Source organism: Streptococcus sp. DD12 (assembly GCF_001578885.1).
Classification (GTDB): Bacteria; Bacillota; Bacilli; order Lactobacillales; family Streptococcaceae; genus Streptococcus.
This window is the reverse complement of the sequence record NZ_KQ969497.1, coordinates 17,352-36,808: the sequence shown is the minus strand read 5'-3', so window position 1 is coordinate 36,808 and position 19,457 is coordinate 17,352. Positions and strand designations below refer to the sequence as shown.

General features: G+C 44.8%; 17 protein-coding genes and 1 pseudogene. All 18 read right to left on the bottom strand.

What is annotated here, in order from left to right; translation table 11 throughout:
- Positions 1 to 9: 9 nt before the first annotated feature.
- On the bottom strand, positions 10 to 1,476 hold the full coding sequence (locus STRDD12_RS07140) for a hypothetical protein (RefSeq protein WP_066916642.1): 1,467 nt from the start codon (positions 1,474 to 1,476) through the stop codon (positions 10 to 12).
- A 126-nt stretch (positions 1,477 to 1,602) separates the two neighbouring features.
- The gene (gene purK / locus STRDD12_RS07135) at positions 1,603 to 2,676 is read right to left on the bottom strand and encodes a 5-(carboxyamino)imidazole ribonucleotide synthase (RefSeq protein ID WP_066916640.1); all 1,074 of its coding nucleotides are present in this window, start codon (positions 2,674 to 2,676) and stop codon (positions 1,603 to 1,605) included.
- The gene (gene purE, locus STRDD12_RS07130) at positions 2,663 to 3,151 is read right to left on the bottom strand and encodes a 5-(carboxyamino)imidazole ribonucleotide mutase (RefSeq protein ID WP_066916638.1); all 489 of its coding nucleotides are present in this window, start codon (positions 3,149 to 3,151) and stop codon (positions 2,663 to 2,665) included. The genes purK and purE overlap by 14 nt, the downstream gene beginning before the upstream one ends.
- A gap of 297 nt (positions 3,152 to 3,448) precedes the next feature.
- On the bottom strand, positions 3,449 to 4,711 hold the full coding sequence (gene purD, locus STRDD12_RS07125; RefSeq protein ID WP_066916636.1) for a phosphoribosylamine--glycine ligase: 1,263 nt from the start codon (positions 4,709 to 4,711) through the stop codon (positions 3,449 to 3,451).
- A 123-nt stretch (positions 4,712 to 4,834) separates the two neighbouring features.
- Positions 4,835 to 6,085 carry a threonine ammonia-lyase IlvA gene (gene ilvA / locus STRDD12_RS07120; protein WP_066916634.1) on the bottom strand — a complete coding sequence of 417 codons (1,251 nt, stop codon included), beginning with the start codon at positions 6,083 to 6,085 and terminating at the stop codon, positions 4,835 to 4,837.
- Between the two features lie 140 nt (positions 6,086 to 6,225).
- A complete protein-coding gene (gene ilvC, locus STRDD12_RS07115; protein WP_066916633.1) occupies positions 6,226 to 7,248 on the bottom strand; it encodes a ketol-acid reductoisomerase in 1,023 nt (340 codons plus the stop codon).
- Positions 7,249 to 7,324: 76 nt separating this feature from the next.
- Positions 7,325 to 7,801: an acetolactate synthase small subunit gene (gene ilvN, locus STRDD12_RS07110; protein WP_066916631.1), complete on the bottom strand. Its 477-nt coding sequence runs from the start codon at positions 7,799 to 7,801 to the stop codon at positions 7,325 to 7,327.
- The gene (locus STRDD12_RS07105) at positions 7,794 to 9,494 is read right to left on the bottom strand and encodes an acetolactate synthase large subunit (RefSeq protein ID WP_066916629.1); all 1,701 of its coding nucleotides are present in this window, start codon (positions 9,492 to 9,494) and stop codon (positions 7,794 to 7,796) included. The genes ilvN and STRDD12_RS07105 overlap by 8 nt, the downstream gene beginning before the upstream one ends.
- A 231-nt stretch (positions 9,495 to 9,725) precedes the next feature.
- Positions 9,726 to 11,393, bottom strand: a complete 1,668-nt coding sequence (locus STRDD12_RS07100; RefSeq protein WP_066916627.1) for a DAK2 domain-containing protein — start codon at positions 11,391 to 11,393, stop codon at positions 9,726 to 9,728.
- On the bottom strand, positions 11,390 to 11,761 hold the full coding sequence (locus tag STRDD12_RS07095; protein ID WP_066916626.1) for an Asp23/Gls24 family envelope stress response protein: 372 nt from the start codon (positions 11,759 to 11,761) through the stop codon (positions 11,390 to 11,392). The genes STRDD12_RS07100 and STRDD12_RS07095 overlap by 4 nt, the downstream gene beginning before the upstream one ends.
- Positions 11,762 to 11,908: 147 nt before the next feature.
- Positions 11,909 to 12,096, bottom strand: a pseudogene (gene rpmB / locus STRDD12_RS07090) (50S ribosomal protein L28).
- 174 nt (positions 12,097 to 12,270) lie between these two features.
- Positions 12,271 to 13,617, bottom strand: coding sequence for a type I glutamate--ammonia ligase (glnA, locus tag STRDD12_RS07085; RefSeq protein ID WP_066916624.1), 1,347 nt, complete (start codon positions 13,615 to 13,617; stop codon positions 12,271 to 12,273).
- Positions 13,618 to 13,659: 42 nt separating this feature from the next.
- Positions 13,660 to 14,022: a MerR family transcriptional regulator gene (locus STRDD12_RS07080; protein WP_066916622.1), complete on the bottom strand. Its 363-nt coding sequence runs from the start codon at positions 14,020 to 14,022 to the stop codon at positions 13,660 to 13,662.
- 151 nt (positions 14,023 to 14,173) lie between these two features.
- A complete protein-coding gene (gene purH, locus STRDD12_RS07075; RefSeq protein ID WP_066916819.1) occupies positions 14,174 to 15,721 on the bottom strand; it encodes a bifunctional phosphoribosylaminoimidazolecarboxamide formyltransferase/IMP cyclohydrolase in 1,548 nt (515 codons plus the stop codon).
- A gap of 304 nt (positions 15,722 to 16,025) precedes the next feature.
- Positions 16,026 to 16,589: a phosphoribosylglycinamide formyltransferase gene (gene purN, locus STRDD12_RS07070; RefSeq protein WP_231853458.1), complete on the bottom strand. Its 564-nt coding sequence runs from the start codon at positions 16,587 to 16,589 to the stop codon at positions 16,026 to 16,028.
- Complete coding sequence (purM, locus tag STRDD12_RS07065; RefSeq protein WP_066916618.1) at positions 16,573 to 17,595, bottom strand: phosphoribosylformylglycinamidine cyclo-ligase; 1,023 nt, start codon at positions 17,593 to 17,595, stop codon at positions 16,573 to 16,575. The genes purN and purM overlap by 17 nt, the downstream gene beginning before the upstream one ends.
- Positions 17,596 to 17,800: 205 nt before the next feature.
- Positions 17,801 to 17,965: a hypothetical protein gene (locus STRDD12_RS08260; protein ID WP_156471475.1), complete on the bottom strand. Its 165-nt coding sequence runs from the start codon at positions 17,963 to 17,965 to the stop codon at positions 17,801 to 17,803.
- Positions 17,966 to 17,973: 8 nt separating this feature from the next.
- The gene (gene purF, locus STRDD12_RS07060; RefSeq protein ID WP_066916616.1) at positions 17,974 to 19,413 is read right to left on the bottom strand and encodes an amidophosphoribosyltransferase; all 1,440 of its coding nucleotides are present in this window, start codon (positions 19,411 to 19,413) and stop codon (positions 17,974 to 17,976) included.
- Positions 19,414 to 19,457 lie beyond the last annotated feature (44 nt).

The window sequence follows — 19,457 nt, the reverse complement described above, 5'->3', positions numbered from 1 at the left end:
TGTTGTCTCCTATTTACTATAATGCTCATTAAAACTATTTAACGTATGAATAAATCGTTCAAATTGATGTTTATAATTTTGATCCTGTAAAAATTTTGTTAAAGGTTCTGTTTCAAACCCAATTAAATAGTCAATAAACAAGGTATATTGACCACCAGTAAATTTGTCTCGTATTTTCTTTAGCATCTCTTTGAATTTAGTACTACATATTGCATAATTTAATTTTTGATTTATTTCTACTTCAAAAAATGAAATTAAAGCTAGCTCAGCTTGCTCCTTTGTAAAACTACTAATCAATCTTACATAATACGAATTCGCATTCCAAGCTTCTGCAATTCCATTAGTCAAAAAACAATTAACTATCGTATTAACATATTTAAATTCTACTTCTTTAGGAAGAGGTCCACCAACGCTAGAAATAATTGAAATTAAATTTTGAACTATCAATGGCTCACTATAAAAATTTCCGGCAGCTTTATGAGCACTTTGCAATTCATCTAATATGTTATCAATTTCTCCAGCTCTAAGCACAGCAGGGATATAGGATTTTCCATCTACAACCTCCAAAAATGCCTCTGCAGTCTTCGAAGCCTCAGTGGTTCCATTTATTTTTATTTGTGCATAGTTCATACCAATTTTAGTTTTAGTAGATTCATCTGCAACATTCCACAACGTAGGTGCTAACCCATGAATATTTTCCATTGTATCCTGTGAGACACCTTCATCAGTGTATATGCCAAAAAAACCTTGAATTAAACTATTAGCTTTATCCTTAGGAAGATCTCGCATAATCTGTTTTCTAGAAGTCATTTCACTAGTATCTAGTTTTCTGTTTTTTATATCTCTTAGAAGCGTACTAATCTCTAAATTAAGAGGAGAGACTTTCATATTAAACACTATGTCAAAACACTGATTTAAAAAGCTTATTAGGGTCGGCCCATCTAAAGAAACTCTATTTGGATGTGCTGCACTACTCCAATTCCGCATATAATTTATGTGCATTAATTGTTGATATTCAGTATCATTGATAAAGCCCATTAACTTGATTCCCTGTAATAATTCCGCCTCAGATACTTTAGTTATATCAGATTCATCCTTATAGTTTTTCCTATCCTTTTTATCAGAATAAAGTAAATCATAGAAATAGACCAAGTCATAGTCTATAATTTTTGCTCGTAAAACTTCTACTACTGCATCCCATAGATAATTCAAGGCCGCATCAAATAATCCATCTGCACACGCATGTACAAAGCGAGATAAATACAATTGATTATTAGGTTGCTCCTCTAAAGCTTCAAAAACAAATAGTAAATTTGAATAAACATATTTTCTTTGTCGAACTTCACTTACAACATCCTTAGTCGGTAGATTCAAACATTTTAATATTTGAGTCACTTGTAAATCCAAGCTTGTCATTGTTTCATTAACTTCTGAAACTCCCCGATTAAAATCATCTGTAATCAATGAATAATCCATTTTTACTCCTTAGATTGCTAATACTTTCATATAGCTACCATTCCAATACTATTAAAAAATATTAATTTCTTACTATAAAATCCTTATAAAGTTATTTAACTCATCAAGTAATCATAATTTTGTTTTTTAAAACTCCTCAACCCCGTCTGGCGCATCACTAAACAAGGTCACATGTCCCATTTTGCGGTTGTGCTTTGCTTCTAGTTTACCATACATGTGGAGGTGGGCGCTTGGATTTTCTGTGACATATGCTTCAGCAGCTTCGACATGTTGGCCGAGGACATTGAGCATGACAGCAGGGGCATGGAGGTGGATGGCTGGGAGTGGGGCTCCGAGAACACCCAAGATGTGGGTGTCAAACTGAGAAAAGTCACAGGCTTCGATGGAGTAGTGGCCTGAATTGTGTGGGCGGGGTGCGATTTCATTGACGATAATGTCATCAGCGGTCGCAAACATTTCCACACAAAGGGTACCAGAGAGGTTCAGTTGTTCAGCGATTCGCACAGCCATGGCTTTGGCTTTTTCCGCTAGACTGTCAGAAATGCGAGCAGGCACGATGGTTTTTGAAAGAATGTTGTTGCGGTGGATATTTTCCTGAACGGGGAAAACTGTCACATCCTTGCCGTTCCCAGACACGATGACTGAAATTTCAAGGTCAAAGTTGACGAACTCTTCCAAGACACACTCGGCTGAGTTAGCCAGGGCATTGGCCTCTTTCAAATCGTCAGCTGATGTGATGACTTTTTGACCGTGGCCATCGTAACCACCTGTCGCAGTCTTGAGGACGTATTTTTTAGACAGGTCAATATCTTCCAAATCAAGGCTAGAGGTCACGACCTTGTAAGGGGCAACGGTTACTTTAGCCTTGTTTGCGAGGAAGTCCTTCTCAAAGATACGGTTTTGGGAAATGCGAAGCAAGTCTGTTCCTTGTGGGAGCTGACCGTCTTTGATAACAGCATCGAGTCCATCAGCATCGACATTTTCAAATTCATAAGTGAGAACGTCACAGCGGTCCGCCAACTGACGAAGGGCGTCTACGTCATCGTAGGGTGCCACGATAACCTCAGACACACGTGAAGCAGGACAATCTGCTGCTGGGTCCAGTGTGATAACCTTGTGGCCCATGTAGATAGCCGAGATGGCCATCATCTGCCCCAGCTGACCGCCCCCGATGATCCCAATGGTTTTAGATGAGTTCATTTGTCGACTCCTCTGCGATTTTTCCTTGTTCTTCTGCGAAATCCGCTAACGCTGTCGCAATAGCCTGGTCCTCTACTGAAAGAAGACGAAGGGCAAAGAGGGCCGCGTTAGTCGCACCTGCTTCACCGATGGCCATGGTTGCCACAGGCACCCCACCGGGCATCTGCACGATAGAGTAAAGCGAGTCCACACCGCTAAGGGCACGAGATTTGACCGGTACACCGATAACAGGCAGGGTGGTTTTGGCAGCAACCATCCCTGGCAGGTGGGCAGCGCCACCTGCACCCGCGATGATGACTTTGATGCCACGATCACGGGCCTCTTCAGCGTGTTTAAACATGAGGTCTGGTGTGCGGTGGGCAGAGACAACTTTCTTTTCGTAGGCAACACCGAAGTTGTCGAGCACTTCAGCGGTTTTTTGCATGGTAGCCCAGTCGGATTTGGAGCCCATGATAATGGAAATTACTGGTTTCATAGTTAATATCCTTTTCTTTTTTGATAATGGTCTTAGGTGGTGGGGACGGAAGCAAACCTTCGGTTTCATTCCTAAACTTTGAGCCTAAGGTCTCAAAGTTTCCCTCGACCAGAACAAAGACTGTTCTGGTCTTTTCACCATGGCGACCATTATCGGATTGGTGACTGTGTCGCCTAAAATAGCATTGATATTCGAAAACTCGAAGAAAATCATAGAGTGACAAGGCAAAGCGACGAAGATAGAACTAAAGTTCATCAAGGAGCTTTAACACAGTCAATCGAAGGTTTTCGAAGAGTTTTATTTGTTAGCTTTGCTTCCAATGTCATTTCGGTAGAAGAGGCCTTCTGTGTTTTGGTTGTTGAGTTCCTTGTAGATGATGTTTTGACCATCTTTGACGGTGTCGGCTGTGGTGACCAGCATGTAGACGCGTCCGCCGTTTGAGAGGAGGTCTTGGCCATTTTCAGCAAATTTAGCACCAGCATAGTAGGTGATGATGTCACCGTCCGTTTTGGCTGGAAGTTTGACACCCTTCTCATAAGCGAGCGGGTAACCGTTTGAAGCGACAACAACACCCAGTGTCACGCCCTTGTCCGTCCAAGTGATGGCAGGTTCTTTGCCATCCAAAATGTCTGTAATATTTTGTGCAAAGTCAGAGGTCAAGCGTGGCAGGATGATTTGGGTTTCAGGGTCGCCAAAGCGAGCGTTAAACTCGATGACTTTTGGACCCTCAGCTGTCAAGATAAGCCCCGCATAAAGGACACCCGTGTAAGGACGGCCTTCTTTAATCATGCCCTCAAGGACTGGCTTGACAATGGTATCAACCGCTGTATCCACCACGCTCTGTGGCAGGTGTGGCACTGGTGCATAGGCACCCATTCCACCGGTGTTTGGTCCCTTGTCGCCATCATAGGCCCGTTTGTGGTCCTGAGCCGTTGGCATGATGTAAAACTTGTCGCCATTGACAAAGGCAAAGAGCGAGAACTCTTCCCCGTCCAGGAATTCCTCGATGACCACACGCGCACCAGAGTCACCGAATTTATTGTCCAACAGCATCTCGTGAGCCGCTTCGACCGCCTGCTCAACGGTTTCTGCTACGACAACCCCTTTACCAAGGGCTAAACCGTCTGCCTTGACAACGATGGGAGCGCCTTTTTCTTCGATGTAGGCCTTGGCCTCCTCAAAATCTGAGAATGTGCCATAGGCAGCTGTCGGAACATCATATTTGACCATGATTTCCTTGGCAAAATCTTTTGACCACTCCAACTCAGAAGCCGCCTGTGTCGGCCCAAAGGCTCGAAGACCGGCCTGTTCAAAATCATCAACGATACCAGCTGCTAGCGCATCATCTGGTCCGATAAAGGACCAAGCAATCTCTTGTTCCTTAGCAAAAGCAATCAAGCGAGAATGTTCGGAAATCCCAATGTTAATGGTTTCCAGCCCATCCAAGGTCATGCCGTCATTACCAGGGGCTACAAACACCTGTTCGACGTCCTTAGACTCTAACAATTTTTTTGCAATCGCATGTTCGCGTCCACCCGAACCAACAACCAAAAGTTTCATGACACACTCCAAATTACGAATTTTTCATTTCTATTTTACCAAAACCGTTCGGTTATTTCCAGTTGTTTCCGATATAAAAAGGCGAGGAGCCCAATCCGCCCACCCGCCTTATGGTTACTTTTGTCAGACCAGCATGTTGTAAAGACTTTCATTACCATGCAGGTTGATATAGTTAGGGTCAAACTCTGAGATACGCTGCAATAGCCCCTCGTAGTCCTTCTTGTCCGCTAAGGTTACCCCAATCAAGACAGGCCCTTTCCCACGACTAGCCCGTTTGATATATTCAAAACGGCTGATGTCATCGTTTGGCCCCAAGATATTGTTGACAAACTCTCGCAGAGCCCCTGGACGTTGCGGGAAATTAATCACAAAGTAATGCTTAACCCCATCATAGATGAGTGCTCGCTCTTCCATTTCAGGCATACGGTTGATATCATTGTTCCCCCCAGAAATGATACAGCAAATGGTTTTGCCTTTGATATCATCCTTGAGGACTTCAAGTGCCGCAATAGAAGCTGCCCCTGCAGGCTCAGCGATAATCCCCTGCTTAGAATACATGTCAATCAGTGTCTCAGAAATCAAGCCTTCATCTACACCAATCAACTGGTCCACAGTTTGCCGAGCCACCTCATAGGTCAATTGACCGACCTTTTGAACAGCGATACCGTCAGCAAATTTATCAATTTTTTCCAACTTGACTGGTCGCCCTTGATCAAAGGCCGCCCGCATCGAACGCGCCCCATTTGCCTCGACACCGACAATCTTAATCTCAGGTGAGACATCCTTAAGATAGGTAGCCACCCCTGCGATCAAGCCACCCCCACCAACAGGGACAAAGACCTCATCAAAGCTCACCCCTTCGTCTTGCGCTTGCTCGTAAATCTCCACGGCGACAGTCCCCTGACCTGCTTGGACATCCGGATCATCAAAAGGGGCGATGAAGGTCATGTCATGCTCTTTGGTGTAATCCTGCGCTGCCTGAGCCGACGCATCAAAGGTATCTCCAACCAGTTTAATCGTGACAAATTTTCCACCAAAAAACTGCACTTGGCCAACCTTTTGTTGTGGGGTAGTAACTGGCATGAAAATAGTTGCAGGAATTTTCATTTCATTGCAGGTAAAAGCCACACCTTGGGCATGATTTCCCGCCGACGCACAGACCACGCCACGCGCTTTCTCATCATCACTCAAACGGGAAATAGCATAGTAAGCCCCCCGTATCTTAAAGGAACGCACTTTTTGCATATTTTCACGTTTCAGGTAAATGGTCGCCCCATATTTTTCCGACAAGTAGCGGTCAAAATCCAATGGTGTCCGCTCAATCACCGACCCTAAAACGGCTTGTGCCGCCACGACATCTCTAGCAGTAATCATAAGTCCCTCTTTTTTCAAAATTTTCTGTCTATTTACCTGTCATTATATCAAAAAAAGAGTCTAAAAAAAACTCTTTCCCTTGGATTTCCCATAAGAAAACCCACAAAAGCTGAGCTCTTGTGAGTTTATACGGCTATCAATTAGTTGTAGATTTTGAAAGCGTCATCGTCGTTTTGACCAACGAATGGCATTGCTTTACGCAATTCAGCACCAACTTTTTCGATTTCAAGGTTAGCAGCTTCTTCACGGTAAGCAGTCAATTTAGGACGTCCAGCTTTGTAGTCGTTAACGAAGTCGTTAGCGAATTTACCATTTTGGATGTCAGCCAAAACAGCTTTCATGTTTTCTTTCACTTGTTCAGTGATGACACGTGGACCTGATACGTAGTCACCGAATTCAGCAGTGTTAGAAATAGATTGACGCATTTTCTTGAAGCCACCTTCGTAGATCAAGTCAACGATCAATTTCATTTCGTGAAGCACTTCAAAGTAAGCCAATTCTGGAGCATAGCCAGCTTCAGTCAAGACTTCAAAACCTGCTTCGATAAGGGCAGTCAAACCACCACAAAGAACTGCTTGTTCACCGAACAAATCTTCTTCAGTTTCTTCTTTGTAAGTTGTTTCAAGAAGACCAACACGAGCTGAACCAACACCTTTACACCAGTCCATAGCGATGTCTTTGGCATTACCTGTAGCGTCTTGGTAAACTGCGTAAAGCGCAGGAACACCAAAGCCTTCTTCAAAAGTACGACGTACCAAGTGACCTGGTCCTTTAGGCGCACACATAAAGACATCAACATCTTCAGGAACTTTGATGAATTCGAAGTGGATGTTAAATCCATGTGCAAAACCAACGGCATTACCAGCTTCCAAGTTTGGTGCAATTTCTGCTTCGTAGAGGTCTGCTTGGATTTCGTCTGGTGCCAAAATCATGATAACGTCAGCCAATTTAGTTGCTTCTGCTACTGTGTAAGTATCAAAACCATCTTCTTTAGCTTTATCAAAAGACTTACCTGGACGAACACCGATAATCACATCGTGACCTGTATCACGCAAGTTTTGTGAGTGCGCATGTCCTTGAGAACCATAACCGATAACGGCAATTTTTTTACCGTCAAGTGCTGGAACTTTTACGTCTGCTTCGTATTGCATTTCTACTGCCATGAAAAATCTCTTTTCTAAAAAATATATTTGTCTTTTTAAGACATGGGGTAACAATAATAAGGAAAAGGAAAGCTAACTAGTCTCGGGTGAAACCAGTTGCCCCCGTACGGGCGATGTTTTTGATGCCGTAAGGGCGAATCACACGCAGGAGCGCCTCGCTCTTTTCAGCATCGCCAGTCATCTGCACCGTAATCGAGGTCGGTGCCACATCCACAACCGTTGCACGGAAAGGTTGAATGATAGCCAAAACCTCAGCCCGTTTGGTTGGTGGTGCGGTCACCTTAACCAAAATCACCTCTCGCTCCAAGTGTGGTTGATCGGTAATGTCACGGATGCGAATCACATCGATCTGACGATTAAGCTGTTTAATGATTTGCTCGACTTCATTATGACTAGCCACATCGATGATAATCGTAATACGTGAAATATTTGGTTCTTCGGTTACGCCGACAGAGATACTCTCAATATTGACCTGACGACGAGAGAGGACACCGGTAAAACGGTTGAGGACACCCGTCGAGTTTCGCAGTTTAGCGGTTAACATTCTACGCATTGAAGTTCACCCCCAACATCTCATGATTACTCTTTCCGGCTGGCACCATAGGAAGCACATGCTCTTTGCGAGAAATATCAACCTCAATAAAGAGCGGTTTGTCTTTCTGAATGACCGTCAAGTCATCTTCTAAGGTTGCAGGATTATCAAACTTGTAGTGTTCGATACCATAGGCTTCTACAAGTTTTTGGAAATCAGGGAGAACATCAAAGACTGACTCGGACGTCCGACCGTCGTAGAAAGCCTCCTGCCACTGCCGAACCATTCCCAGTGAATGATTGTTCAGCATAACCACCTTGATAGGCACCTTGTAGATGTTCAAGATAGCTAACTCTTGGTTAGTCATCTGGAACCCACCGTCACCGACAAACAGGACAACCTCTTTATCAGGATTGGCAATCTTGGCCCCAATAGCCGCTGGAATACCAAATCCCATGGTACCTAAACCACCCGATGTGATAAGCTGGCGTTCATTTTTATAAGGGTAATACTGAGCTGTCCACATTTGGTGTTGACCAACATCGGTCACGACGATGGCGTCACCATCCGTCAGTTCACCGATACGCTCAATGACAGCCTGTGGTTGAACCACGCGCTCTTTCTTATCGTAAGATCGCACACGTTCCTTGTCTTTATTGACCTTTTCAATCCATTTTTGCGTGTTATTATGGATTGGCGTTTCTGCTAGAAGCATTTCTAGTGCCTTCTTGGCATCACCAACAACCGGAATATCAACAGCAATGATTTTCCCAATCTCAGCAGGGTCAATATCTACATGGACAACCTTGGCATTTTTGGCGAAGGTTTTTGGATTACCTGTCAGGCGGTCATCAAACCGACAGCCGATAGCAAGCATAAAGTCTGCTTCCGTCATGGCGATATTTGCCGCATAGGAGCCGTGCATGCCACCCATTCCCAAAAATAGGGGGTGAGTCGTTGCGATAGTTCCTTGTCCCAAAAGACTAGTCACGACTGGAATCTGATAGCGTTCTGCAAAGGCGATCAAAGCATCGCTGGCTTCCGAATAGGTCACCCCGCCACCTGCGACAATAACAGGTTTTTTAGCCTTGCCCAGTTGCTTGAGAATTTTTTTGATTTGCATCTCATTTGGCACAACTGTCGGCTGATAGCTCGGTAAGTGAACGGCCGGGTCATTGATGGCCTCAACCTTTTTATCTGAGATATCTTTTGGTAAGTCAATGACGACTGGGCCTGGACGTCCCGTCGTTGCGATATGGATAGCCTCTGTGATAATCCGTGGAATATCTGCCGTATCACGAACCTGATAATTGTACTTCGTGATTGGCATGGTAATCCCAACAATATCAGCTTCTTGAAAGGCATCCTTACCAATCCCTGCCGTCGCCACTTGCCCCGTGAAAACTAAGAGGGGAACGCTATCGCTCATGGCATCTGCAATACCCGTAATGGCATTGGTTGCCCCAGGACCACTGGTCACAACTGCCACACCAACTTTACCGGTTGACTTTGCATAACCTTCTGCTTCGTGAACACAGCCCTGCTCATGACGTCCTAAAATATGATGAATCCCTTCAAAACTGTAAATCGCATCATAAAGGGGTAAAACAGCTCCCCCTGGATAACCAAAAATCGTATCGACTCCCTGATCCCTTAGGGTTTCAAGAAGGAGTTGCGACCCTGTTTTGGGCTCATCAAGCGTGATTTTTCCCATAGGCTTCCTTTCTTTTTCATTTCTGTCATCATGGTAAAACGTTATCCCTAGGATATCATTTTCTGCAAATTTTGCAAGCATTTTCCGAATAGATAACGACCACATCAGTACATCATATACTAACATTTTTAAGGAGATTGTCAAGGGAATTGTCAGAAAATTTCGCCTTTTTTGACAAATTTCCTTTTGCCCATGCAAAAAGCCCGAGACAACTGTCTCAGACTCCTTTATTTATTCAACGCTCATGAGATAAGGATAGACTGGCTGACCACCCAAATGAATCTCAACTTCTAAATCTTCATGCGCTTCTTCCAATTTTTGTGCAATGGCTTTCGCAAAGGCCTGATCACCTTCTTCACCAACATAGATAGCAGCAATCTCACTGTCTTCTGTGATCATGCGCTCAAAGCTGGTCAAGAGAACGGCTTCCAAATCAGTCGCTGAAATGACAATTTTCCCATCAACCATCCCTAAAAAGTCACCTTCGTGGATAGCTAAACCGTCAATTGTCGTATCACGAACTGCCAGTGTGACACTGCCAGAAGCCACGTCATCTAGTGCTGCAGTCATCGCGTCAACGTTTGTTTGAACATCTACCTCTGGGTTGAAGGCTAAAAGACTGGTCAAGCCCTGTGGCAAGGTTTTAGTCGGCACAACTCCAGCTGGAATATCAGAGGCTTCTGCTGCGGCTTGGGCTGCCATAAAGATATTCTTGTTATTTGGAAGAATGATAACTTGCTCTGCATTGACAGCATTGATGGCACGAATCACATCCTCGGTTGACGGATTCATGGTTTGCCCACCTGAAATCACGTAATCAACACCCTGTGACTCAAAAATATCAGCCATTCCCTGACCAGCGACTACTGCAATAACACCATAAGGTTTTGGCGCTTGCGTCTGAGGCTCAAGGCGTTCTTCTTTTTCAACTTGAGCTTCATGCTGGTTGCGCATGTTATCTACCTTGACCTTGACCAAAGACCCGTATTTGAGTCCCTCTTGAAGAACCAAGCCTGGATCTTCTGTATGGACGTGGACTTTGACGATTTCATCATCATTGACGACTAAAAGCGAGTCCCCCAGATTATTGAGGTAGTTGCGGAAAGTGTCGTGGTCAAAGTCCTGAACAACTGTAGGCCCTTGTCCCAAAGACACCATAATTTCCGTACAATAACCAAAGGTGATATCTTCAGTTGCCACGTGTCCAGCGACCGCCTTATGGTGTTCGGCATTAATCATTTCCGTCATCGTTGCGGGAGTCGCTTGAAAATCATCTGAAGCAATGTATTCGCCAGTCAAAGCGGATAAGAAGCCTTCGTAGATATACACCAAACCTTGGCCACCAGAGTCCACGACGCCGACCTCTTTTAAAACCGGCAACATTTCTGGTGTCTTAGCTAAGGCGGCTTTGGCACCGTCAAGGGCCGCCGTCATAACAGCAACAGCATCATCACTCGTTTCAGACTTATGGATAGCCGCTGTTGCAGCCCCCCGTGAAACTGTCAGAATGGTCCCTTCTACGGGTTTCATCACCGCTTTATAGGCAACTTCTACACCTGCTTGGAAGGCCTGAGCCAAATCTTTACCATCTAGCTCGGTTTTTTCTTTGATGCTTTGTCCAAAACCACGAAAGAGCTGAGAGGTGATGACTCCAGAGTTCCCACGGGCACCCATTAAAAGCCCTTTGGACAAGATTTGTCCAACTTCGCCAACTGTAGCAGCATCTTGGCGAGAAACTTCCTTTGCCCCATTATCCATGGTCATGCTCATGTTAGTCCCTGTGTCTCCATCTGGAACAGGGAAGACATTTAGCGAGTTAACATACTCTGCCTGGCTGCTCAAGCGTGTTGCGGCCGCTTGAACCATTTCCTGCAAGAGACTTGTAGTAATTGTTGTCACGCTTTTTCTCCCATCACTCGAATATTTTGTACGTAGACATTGACCGTATCTGCTGCAATGCCCAATTGGTTTTCTAGATTAAATTTCACACGTTCTTGGATATTCTTTGAAACTTCTGAAATCTTCACGCCATAACTCATCACCGTATACACATCAACGCTGATACCGTCTTCTTCACTGGCGCGCACAACGACACCCTTGGCGTAATTTTCACGACGCAAGAGAGCTTGAATATTATCTTTTACAGCGCTTTTGCTAGCCATACCGACAACACCAAAAATCTGTGTTGCAGCACCCCCAACAACTGTAGCAATGACATCATCAGACAGTTCAATTTGACCGTCTTGTGTATTAATTTTTACTGTCATATTCCTAACCTCAAATTCTTTAATCACTCCATTTTATCATAATCTTATTAGGCTTGACAATTTAAAGCCATTTTTCAGTCAGAAGATGATCGTGTTTAGGCACAAAAAAAGAGTTCGGAATAACTTCCAAACTCTTTTTTATCTAGGTTAGACACGCTCAACTTTACCTGATTTAAGGGCACGAGCTGAAACCCAAACTTTTTACGTTTTCCGTCTTCAAGAATCGTAACTTTTTGAAGATTTGGTTTAACGGTACGTTTTGTTTTGTTCATTGCGTGTGAACGGTTATTAGCTGCTTTTGTCTTACGACCAGTAAAATAACATACTTTAGCCATGGAATACCTCCTCTTAGTTTTCGGGCATACGCCACATTCTGTACTAGTTTACCACAGTCTTATGGGATTGACAAGGGGTAATTTGAAATATTACTCGCGCTAGGCGCTTCTCGTTTGAAAATCCCCACAAGCGACTGACTCATAGCAAAAGGGCCCTTAGGCCCCTTGCTTTGCTTAATATAGGTGCAGGTAGTTATCAATTTCCCATTGTGAAACGAAGGCAGCATAAGATGCCCACTCAATGCGCTTAGCTTCAACGAAGTTCGTCAAGATGTGGTCACCCAAGGCTTCCTTAACAACATCGTCTTCCAAAAGCCCTTTAACCGCATTGTGCAGTGTTGATGGCAGGTCTTTGATGCCGTACTCTTTACGTTCTGCTTCATTAAGAACGTAAATATTAGATTCCACAGGTTCTGGCGCTTCGATTTTATTTTCAATTCCGTCAAGACCCGCTTCCAAAAGAACCGCTAAAGCCAGGTAAGGGTTCGCTGTTGGGTCAACAGACCGCAATTCCAAACGTGTCCCCATTCCACGTGAAGCAGGTACGCGAATCAATGGTGAACGGTTACGACCAGCCCATGCAATGTAGACAGGTGCTTCATAACCAGGGACCAAACGTTTGTAAGAGTTTACAGTTGGGTTCATGATAGCCGTGTAGTTGTAGGCATGCTCCATAAGACCACCCAAGAAGTAGTAAGCATTTTGTGACAGTTGCATACCACGTGGGTCTTCTGGATCAAAGAAGGCGTTGTTGCCATCTTTGTCAAAAAGTGACATGTTACAGTGCATTCCAGACCCATTGATACCAAATTTTGGTTTTGCCATGAAGGTCGCATACAAGTTATGTTTGCGTGCAATGGTCTTAACAACGAGTTTAAAGATTTGGATGTTATCACATGCTTTTAAGACATCCGCATATTTGAAGTCAATCTCATGTTGTCCAACCGCAACCTCGTGGTGGGATGCTTCCACTTCAAAGCCTAACTGAGTCAAGACATTCACAATTTCACGACGGGTATTGTCTGCCAAATCGGTCGGTGCCAAATCAAAGTAGCCACCACGGTCGTTGACTTCCAATGTTGTTTCACCATCTTCATCGAGCTTGAAGAGGAAGAATTCTGGCTCAGGTCCTAGGTTAAAGGATTTAAAGCCAACCTCTTCCATATGTTTCAAAGCGCGTTTCAGGTTGCCGCGTGGGTCACCTGCAAAAGGCTCCCCTTCGGCAGTATAGATATCACAAATCAGACCAGCTACTGCGCCATTTTCATCCCCCCAAGGGAAGACAATCCAAGTGTCAAGGTCAGGGTAGAGGTACATGTCAGATTCATTAATCCGGACAAACCCTTCGATAGAAGACCCATCGAACATGGCTTTGTTGCTCAAAACCTTATCCAACTGCTCATCTGTCGCAGGAATTTCAACGTTTTTGAGGGAACCTGCGATGTCTGAGAACATCAAACGTAAGAATGTGACATTTTTTTCTTTCACTTCGCGACGAATGTCTTCTGCTGTGATAGCCATAATGTTAAGATCTCCTTAAAATCTCTATCTACGAATTGGAAATTAGAAGCGTAGATTACCAAAGTGGGTTGCGGAAGGACTGGTAAAGCCAGCTTGTTGGCTCATCTCCTGACGTAAACGATGTCTTAGCTCTTCATCAGAAATATTGTGTTCTTTCTGTTTCCGACTGGCATAAATCGCCCGAATAGCTGACATCTTTTTGCCATCAGCAATAAAGTCCTTGATTTCTAGGAGCCGATCCATATCATTCAAAGAATACAGACGCCGATTTCCTTGGGTTCGTTCTGGAAAAACCAAACCTTGCTCTTCATAGTAACGAATTTGACGCGCTGTCAAATCTGTCAACTTCATAACTGAGCCAATCGTAAAGACTGCAAGCGATCGACGTAGTTCCTTTTCCTTCATGGCAAGCTCCTTTCTCCCCTAGTATAACGTGATTAAATAGCCTTGTCAACAATAAATGTAACGTTTTATGACATGAAAATTATTTTTTATTTTTTTCGCTAAAAAAGCCAATCTCAGCCAGTCCTCAGACTGCCAGAAATTGACTTTTTTCTTAATGTCTAAAGTGGCGTACACCAGTGAAAATCATGGTCAAGCCATACTTGTCTGCCGCTTCGATAGACTCTTGGTCACGCACGGAGCCACCGGGTTGGATGATGGCTTTAATCCCTGCCTTGGCGATTTCTTCCACGTTATCCGCAAATGGGAAGAAGGCATCGGAAGCAAGGACAGCCCCGTCCAAACGGTCTTTGGCTTGGTCAATGGCAATGCGGACTGAAGCCACACGATTGGTTTGACCTGGTCCGACACCAAGGGTCATGTGGTCGTTGGTCACAATGATCCCGTTTGACTTGACGTACTTAATAGCTTTCCAAGCAAACTCAAGGGCTGTCGCTTCTGTCTCAGTTGGTTGACGTTTGGTCACCACTTGCCAGTCCGCTGGACTTTCTTTGACCACGTCTTGGTTTTGAACCAGAAGTCCACCAACAACACCCGTGTATTCTGCTTCCACTTCACTGGCCTCTTGCGCGTCAAATGGCAAGGCAAGAATCCGCAAGTTTTTCTTCTTGGTTGTCAAGATTTCAAGCGCTTCATCTGTATAGCTTGGTGCGATGATGATTTCAAGGAAGACCCCGTGCATTTTTTGGGCTGTCGCAGCGTCCACTTCACGGTTGAGAACGACAATTCCACCAAAGATGGAGACTGGGTCAGCTTCATAAGCATAGTCCCAAGCCGTTTCGATGTCGTCGGCTTGACCAATTCCACATGGGTTCATGTGTTTGAGAGCCACAACGGTTGGGCGTTCCTTGAAGTCACGGATGATCCGGATAGCCGCATCAGCGTCACGGATGTTGTTGAAGGACAATTCTTTACCATTCAGCTGCTTGGCAGCCGCGATAGAGTAGTCCGTTGGCAAGCCTTTTTGGTAGAAGTCCGCATCCTGTTGAGGGTTTTCCCCATAACGCATGGCTTGCTTGAGGTCATAGGTCAAGGTGAGTTTTTCAGGCTTGCTTTCCCCCACCTGTGCGGTGAAGTATTCCGCAATCAAAGCGTCGTATGAAGCTGTGTGACGGTATACTTTTGCTGCCAAGCGTTGACGGGTTTCGTAAGTCGTTTCGCCGTTGGCTGCCAATTCGTCAAGAACAACAGCATAGTCTGCTGGGTCAACTACAACTGTCACGCTAGCGTGGTTCTTCGCAGCAGAACGAAGCATGGATGGACCACCAATGTCGATATTTTCAACCGCATCCGCATAGGTCACGTCTAGTTTAAGGATGGTTTCCTTGAAGGGGTAGAGGTTAACCACAACAAGGTCGATAAGTTCGATATTATTGTCCTTGGCAGCCTCTAGGTGGCTATCAAGGTCACGACGAGCAAGGAGACCACCGTGGATCTTTGGGTGGAGAGTCTTGACACGACCGTCCATCATTTCTGGAAAACCAGTCACATCATCGATGGCAATGGTGTCAACCCCAGCCTTGTCAAGGGCAACCTTGGTCCCACCTGTCGAGATAATGTCCCAACCGAGTTTTTTTAGTTCTTGAGCAAATTCAACAATGCCCGCTTTGTCTGAAACACTAATCAGTGCACGTTTAGTCATAATTAAGATACCAAGTCCGACGAGAAGGGGGATGAAAAACAAGAAACCTATCAAAGACACTTACGTCTAAGGATTATTTTCCTATTTTTCGAACCTTCCTGACGGCTTTAATTCCTTTCATTTTCAAATTAGCTAGGTCTATTCCATTTCTTACTGACGAGGTGAATAGAAACAATCACTACAACTCCCAGAACAATTGTCAATAAAAACCGTGCCCAATAGGGAAAATCCGGGACAGTGAGACTGACAAGGGTTCTTAACAGGATTACCAAGATAGCTAGTGCTGGCCATTCTAGCCATTTTTTCATTTTCTCGCAACCCCTAATCCATCCAACACTTCTGGATAGAGTTGGTACTCTGCTTCATGGATGCGGGTTTCAAAGGTATCGAGGCTATCCTTTGCCAGTCGTGGGACACGGACTTGTTTGATGACCTTGCCGGTATCCACTCCGGAGTCCACCCAGTGAATGGTCACGCCAGATTGGGCAACACCTGCCTCCCAAGCGTCCTCAATACCGTGGGCACCTGGGAATTCCGGCAGATAGGCTGGATGAATATTGATGATACGGCCTTCATAAGCTGCTAGCAAGGTTGGGCCGACAATTTTCATGTAGCCCGCCAAACAAACCAAGTCGATTTGGTGCTCGTCCAAGAGTTTAACGATGGCTTTTTCATAGGCAACTTTGTTCTCAAACTCCTTAAGCTCAAAGGCATAAGCAGGCACACCTAGACGGTCAGCACGTTCAAGCACATAGGCATCACGATGATCTGAAAAGACAAACGCCACGGGAAATTGTTCTGCAATCACTTGGAAGTTGGAGCCGTTACCAGAGGCAAAGACAGCGATTTTTTTATTTAATGATGACACTTTCATTTTCTTTTTTCACAATCTGACCGATTTCATAGACAGGTTCATCCAGCAAGGCTTTGACACGTTCCACATGTTCAGGTTTCACTGCCAGCACGAGTCCAATCCCCATGTTGAAGATTTCAAACATTTCTTCATGTTTGATTTCCCCATATTTTTCAAGGGCTTTGAAAATAGGAAGAACAGGTACTTGGCTTTCGTCGATTTCCGCAGCCAAGTCATCTGCAAACATACGAGGAATGTTTTCGATAAAACCACCACCAGTGATGTGGGCGATTCCGTTGACCAATTCTTCTTTGATGAGTGGCAACACTGCCTTAACATAGATCCGCGTTGGTTCTAGGAGAACTTCCTTGAGTTTTTTGCCTTCCAGTTCTGGCAAGACTTCCTCACCTGTGTAGTCAGCAAAGACACGACGGACGAGGGAGTACCCATTGGAGTGGATCCCGCTGGAAGCCAGTCCAAGAAGGACATCGCCTGCTGCCACCTTTGAACCGTCGATGATTTGAGATTTTTCAGCCACACCGACTGCAAATCCCGCCAAATCATAGTCGTCTTCGCCATACATACCAGGCATTTCAGCTGTTTCCCCACCGATAAGGGCAGCACCAGCTTGCACACAGCCTTCAGCCACACCAGCCACGACTTGCTCCAGTTTAGCTGGTTCGTTTTTACCAGTTGCGACGTAGTCCAGGAAGTAAAGGGGTTCTGCACCTGCAGCGATGATGTCGTTAACACACATGGCCACACAGTCCTGACCGATGGTGTCGTGTTTGTCATACTTGATGGCCAACATGAGCTTGGTCCCAACACCATCTGTCCCTGAAATCAGAACAGGCTCTTTGACACCTGTTTTTGACAGGTCAAACATCCCACCGAAGCCACCAAGAGCTCCCATAACACCGGCACGCTCCGTACGCGCCACGTGTTTTTTGATTCGTTCAACCACTTCATAGCCTGCTTCAACATCTACGCCAGACTGCGCGTATGCATTTTTATTTGTCATTTTTTAATCCTTTTCTTTTTTGAGAAAGAGTGCGACGTATTTTTAGATAAACCATCTTTTTATCTAAAAATACTAGTCAGGTCTCTAGCTTTGGTCCCATAGGACAAAGCGTCTACTGACAAATGCTTTAGCTTTTAGTCAGTAGTGAGACGTGGAGCGTATGCATTTTTATTTTCAGTCATATTTATTTCCTTCTTTTAGACACCTATCCTCTTTTCAGGAGAGGTTTATAATCTTTCGCAATTTTCACCAAAGCAATGGAACCCACTAAGGTCACTGTCGTTGCAATAATAACGGCATCGGACAAACTAAATTCGTAGGTGAAGTCTTTCTTTTTAGCGACATTAGACGCTTGAATGGAAAATTTCATAAATCCTCCTAGTAAAAGCTCGTTTTTTCTTTTAGACTTTGTAGATAGCGTTCCTCGTAGTCGTAAAGTGGTGTTGGATAATCTCCGTCAAAATAGGCCACACAAAGACCCCCATTTGGCGCATCCGTTTCGAGACCAACAGACTGAATCAAGCCCTCAATCGACAAGTAAGTCAAACTATCTGCACCTATGATTTCGCGAGTTTCTTCAACCGTATGGTTGGCCGCAATCAACTCCCGACGGCTTTGAATATCGATACCATAAAAGCAAGGGTACTTCAACGGTGGACTCGCAATGGCCACATGAACCTCAGCCGCACCCGCTTCTCGCAACAATTGCACAATACGTCTGGAAGTCGTTCCACGCACAATAGAATCATCTACCATTACCACGCGCTTGCCCTTGACGATGCTTGAAACAGCGGACAGCTTCATGCGGACACCTTGCTCACGTAGTTCCTGCGTCGGCTGGATAAAGGTTCGCTGAATGTATTGGTTTTTAATCAAGCCCATCTCGTTTGGCAAACCGGACTCTTCTGAGAAGCCTGAGGCCGCTGACAAAGACGAATTGGGCACACCAACGACGATATCCGCCTCAAACGGGAAGTTTTGGGCAAGGATACGACCTGTGTTTTTACGAGCTGTGTGAACATTTACCCCGTGAATAACAGAGTCAGGCCGTGCAAAATAGACATATTCCATCGAACAAATAGCCAGCTGGGTGTCATTGGTGTAGCTGTCATAGGTCACGCCATCTTGGTCGATAATGACCAACTCTCCTGGTTTGACATCACGGACCCACTCAGCGCCAACCACTTCAAAAGCACAGGTCTCGCTAGAAACGACCCAAGCGCCATTTTTCATGCGTCCAATGGACAAGGGACGAAAACCATTGGGGTCCAAAGCGGCGTAGAGTTTGTCTTCCGTCATGACGAGGTAGGCAAAACCACCCTTAACCGTATTGAGCGCCTCTTTGAGTTTATCCTCAAAGTGCTCTTTTTTGCTATGGCGAATCAGGTGCATCAAAATTTCAGTATCCGATGAACTTGAAAAAATGGCTCCCTCTTTTTCCAACTCTCGTTTAAGAGTCTCAGCATTTGTCAAATTGCCATTATGCGCCAAGCCCATCTGCATGTCATAAAACTCAAACAAGAAAGGTTGAACATTATTGATTGAGGCATTTCCAGCTGTCGCATAGCGTACATGCCCAATAGCAGCCTCTCCTGTCAAGCCATCTAAATCCGCAGGATTTTTAAAGACTTCAGACAAAAGCCCCAAATCACGGTGGCGTTTCAGTTGCCCCTGATCATTTGAAAGAATACCTGCCCCTTCTTGACCACGGTGCTGTAAGCTATGAAGTCCAAAATAGGTAACTTGTGAGGCTTGGGGATGTCCCCAAATCCCAAAAATCCCACATTCTTCATTAAGAGATTTCACTTCGTATGTCATTTTCTATACCTTTTATTTGTGATATTTTCCTCAAAAAGCACGTA

Excerpts from the sequence above, each read along its gene's own strand:
- purK (WP_066916640.1), bottom strand. The coding sequence starts at position 2,676 with ATGAACTCATCTAAAACCATTGGGATCATCGGGGGCGGTCAGCTGGGG.
- purH (WP_066916819.1), bottom strand. The coding sequence starts at position 15,721 with ATGACTAAACGTGCACTGATTAGTGTTTCAGACAAAGCGGGCATTGTT.
- STRDD12_RS07140 (WP_066916642.1), bottom strand. The coding sequence starts at position 1,476 with ATGGATTATTCATTGATTACAGATGATTTTAATCGGGGAGTTTCAGAA.
- ilvN (WP_066916631.1), bottom strand. The coding sequence starts at position 7,801 with ATGCGTAGAATGTTAACCGCTAAACTGCGAAACTCGACGGGTGTCCTC.
- STRDD12_RS07080 (WP_066916622.1), bottom strand. The coding sequence starts at position 14,022 with ATGAAGGAAAAGGAACTACGTCGATCGCTTGCAGTCTTTACGATTGGC.
- purD (WP_066916636.1), bottom strand. The coding sequence starts at position 4,711 with ATGAAACTTTTGGTTGTTGGTTCGGGTGGACGCGAACATGCGATTGCA.
- STRDD12_RS07095 (WP_066916626.1), bottom strand. The coding sequence starts at position 11,761 with ATGACAGTAAAAATTAATACACAAGACGGTCAAATTGAACTGTCTGAT.
- STRDD12_RS08260 (WP_156471475.1), bottom strand. The coding sequence starts at position 17,965 with ATGAAATTTTCCATTCAAGCGTCTAATGTCGCTAAAAAGAAAGACTTC.
- purF (WP_066916616.1), bottom strand. The coding sequence starts at position 19,413 with ATGACATACGAAGTGAAATCTCTTAATGAAGAATGTGGGATTTTTGGG.
- purM (WP_066916618.1), bottom strand. The coding sequence starts at position 17,595 with ATGACAAATAAAAATGCATACGCGCAGTCTGGCGTAGATGTTGAAGCA.
- glnA (WP_066916624.1), bottom strand. The coding sequence starts at position 13,617 with ATGGCTATCACAGCAGAAGACATTCGTCGCGAAGTGAAAGAAAAAAAT.
- STRDD12_RS07105 (WP_066916629.1), bottom strand. The coding sequence starts at position 9,494 with ATGGGAAAAATCACGCTTGATGAGCCCAAAACAGGGTCGCAACTCCTT.
- purE (WP_066916638.1), bottom strand. The coding sequence starts at position 3,151 with ATGAAACCAGTAATTTCCATTATCATGGGCTCCAAATCCGACTGGGCT.
- ilvC (WP_066916633.1), bottom strand. The coding sequence starts at position 7,248 with ATGGCAGTAGAAATGCAATACGAAGCAGACGTAAAAGTTCCAGCACTT.
- ilvA (WP_066916634.1), bottom strand. The coding sequence starts at position 6,085 with ATGATTACTGCTAGAGATGTCGTGGCGGCACAAGCCGTTTTAGGGTCG.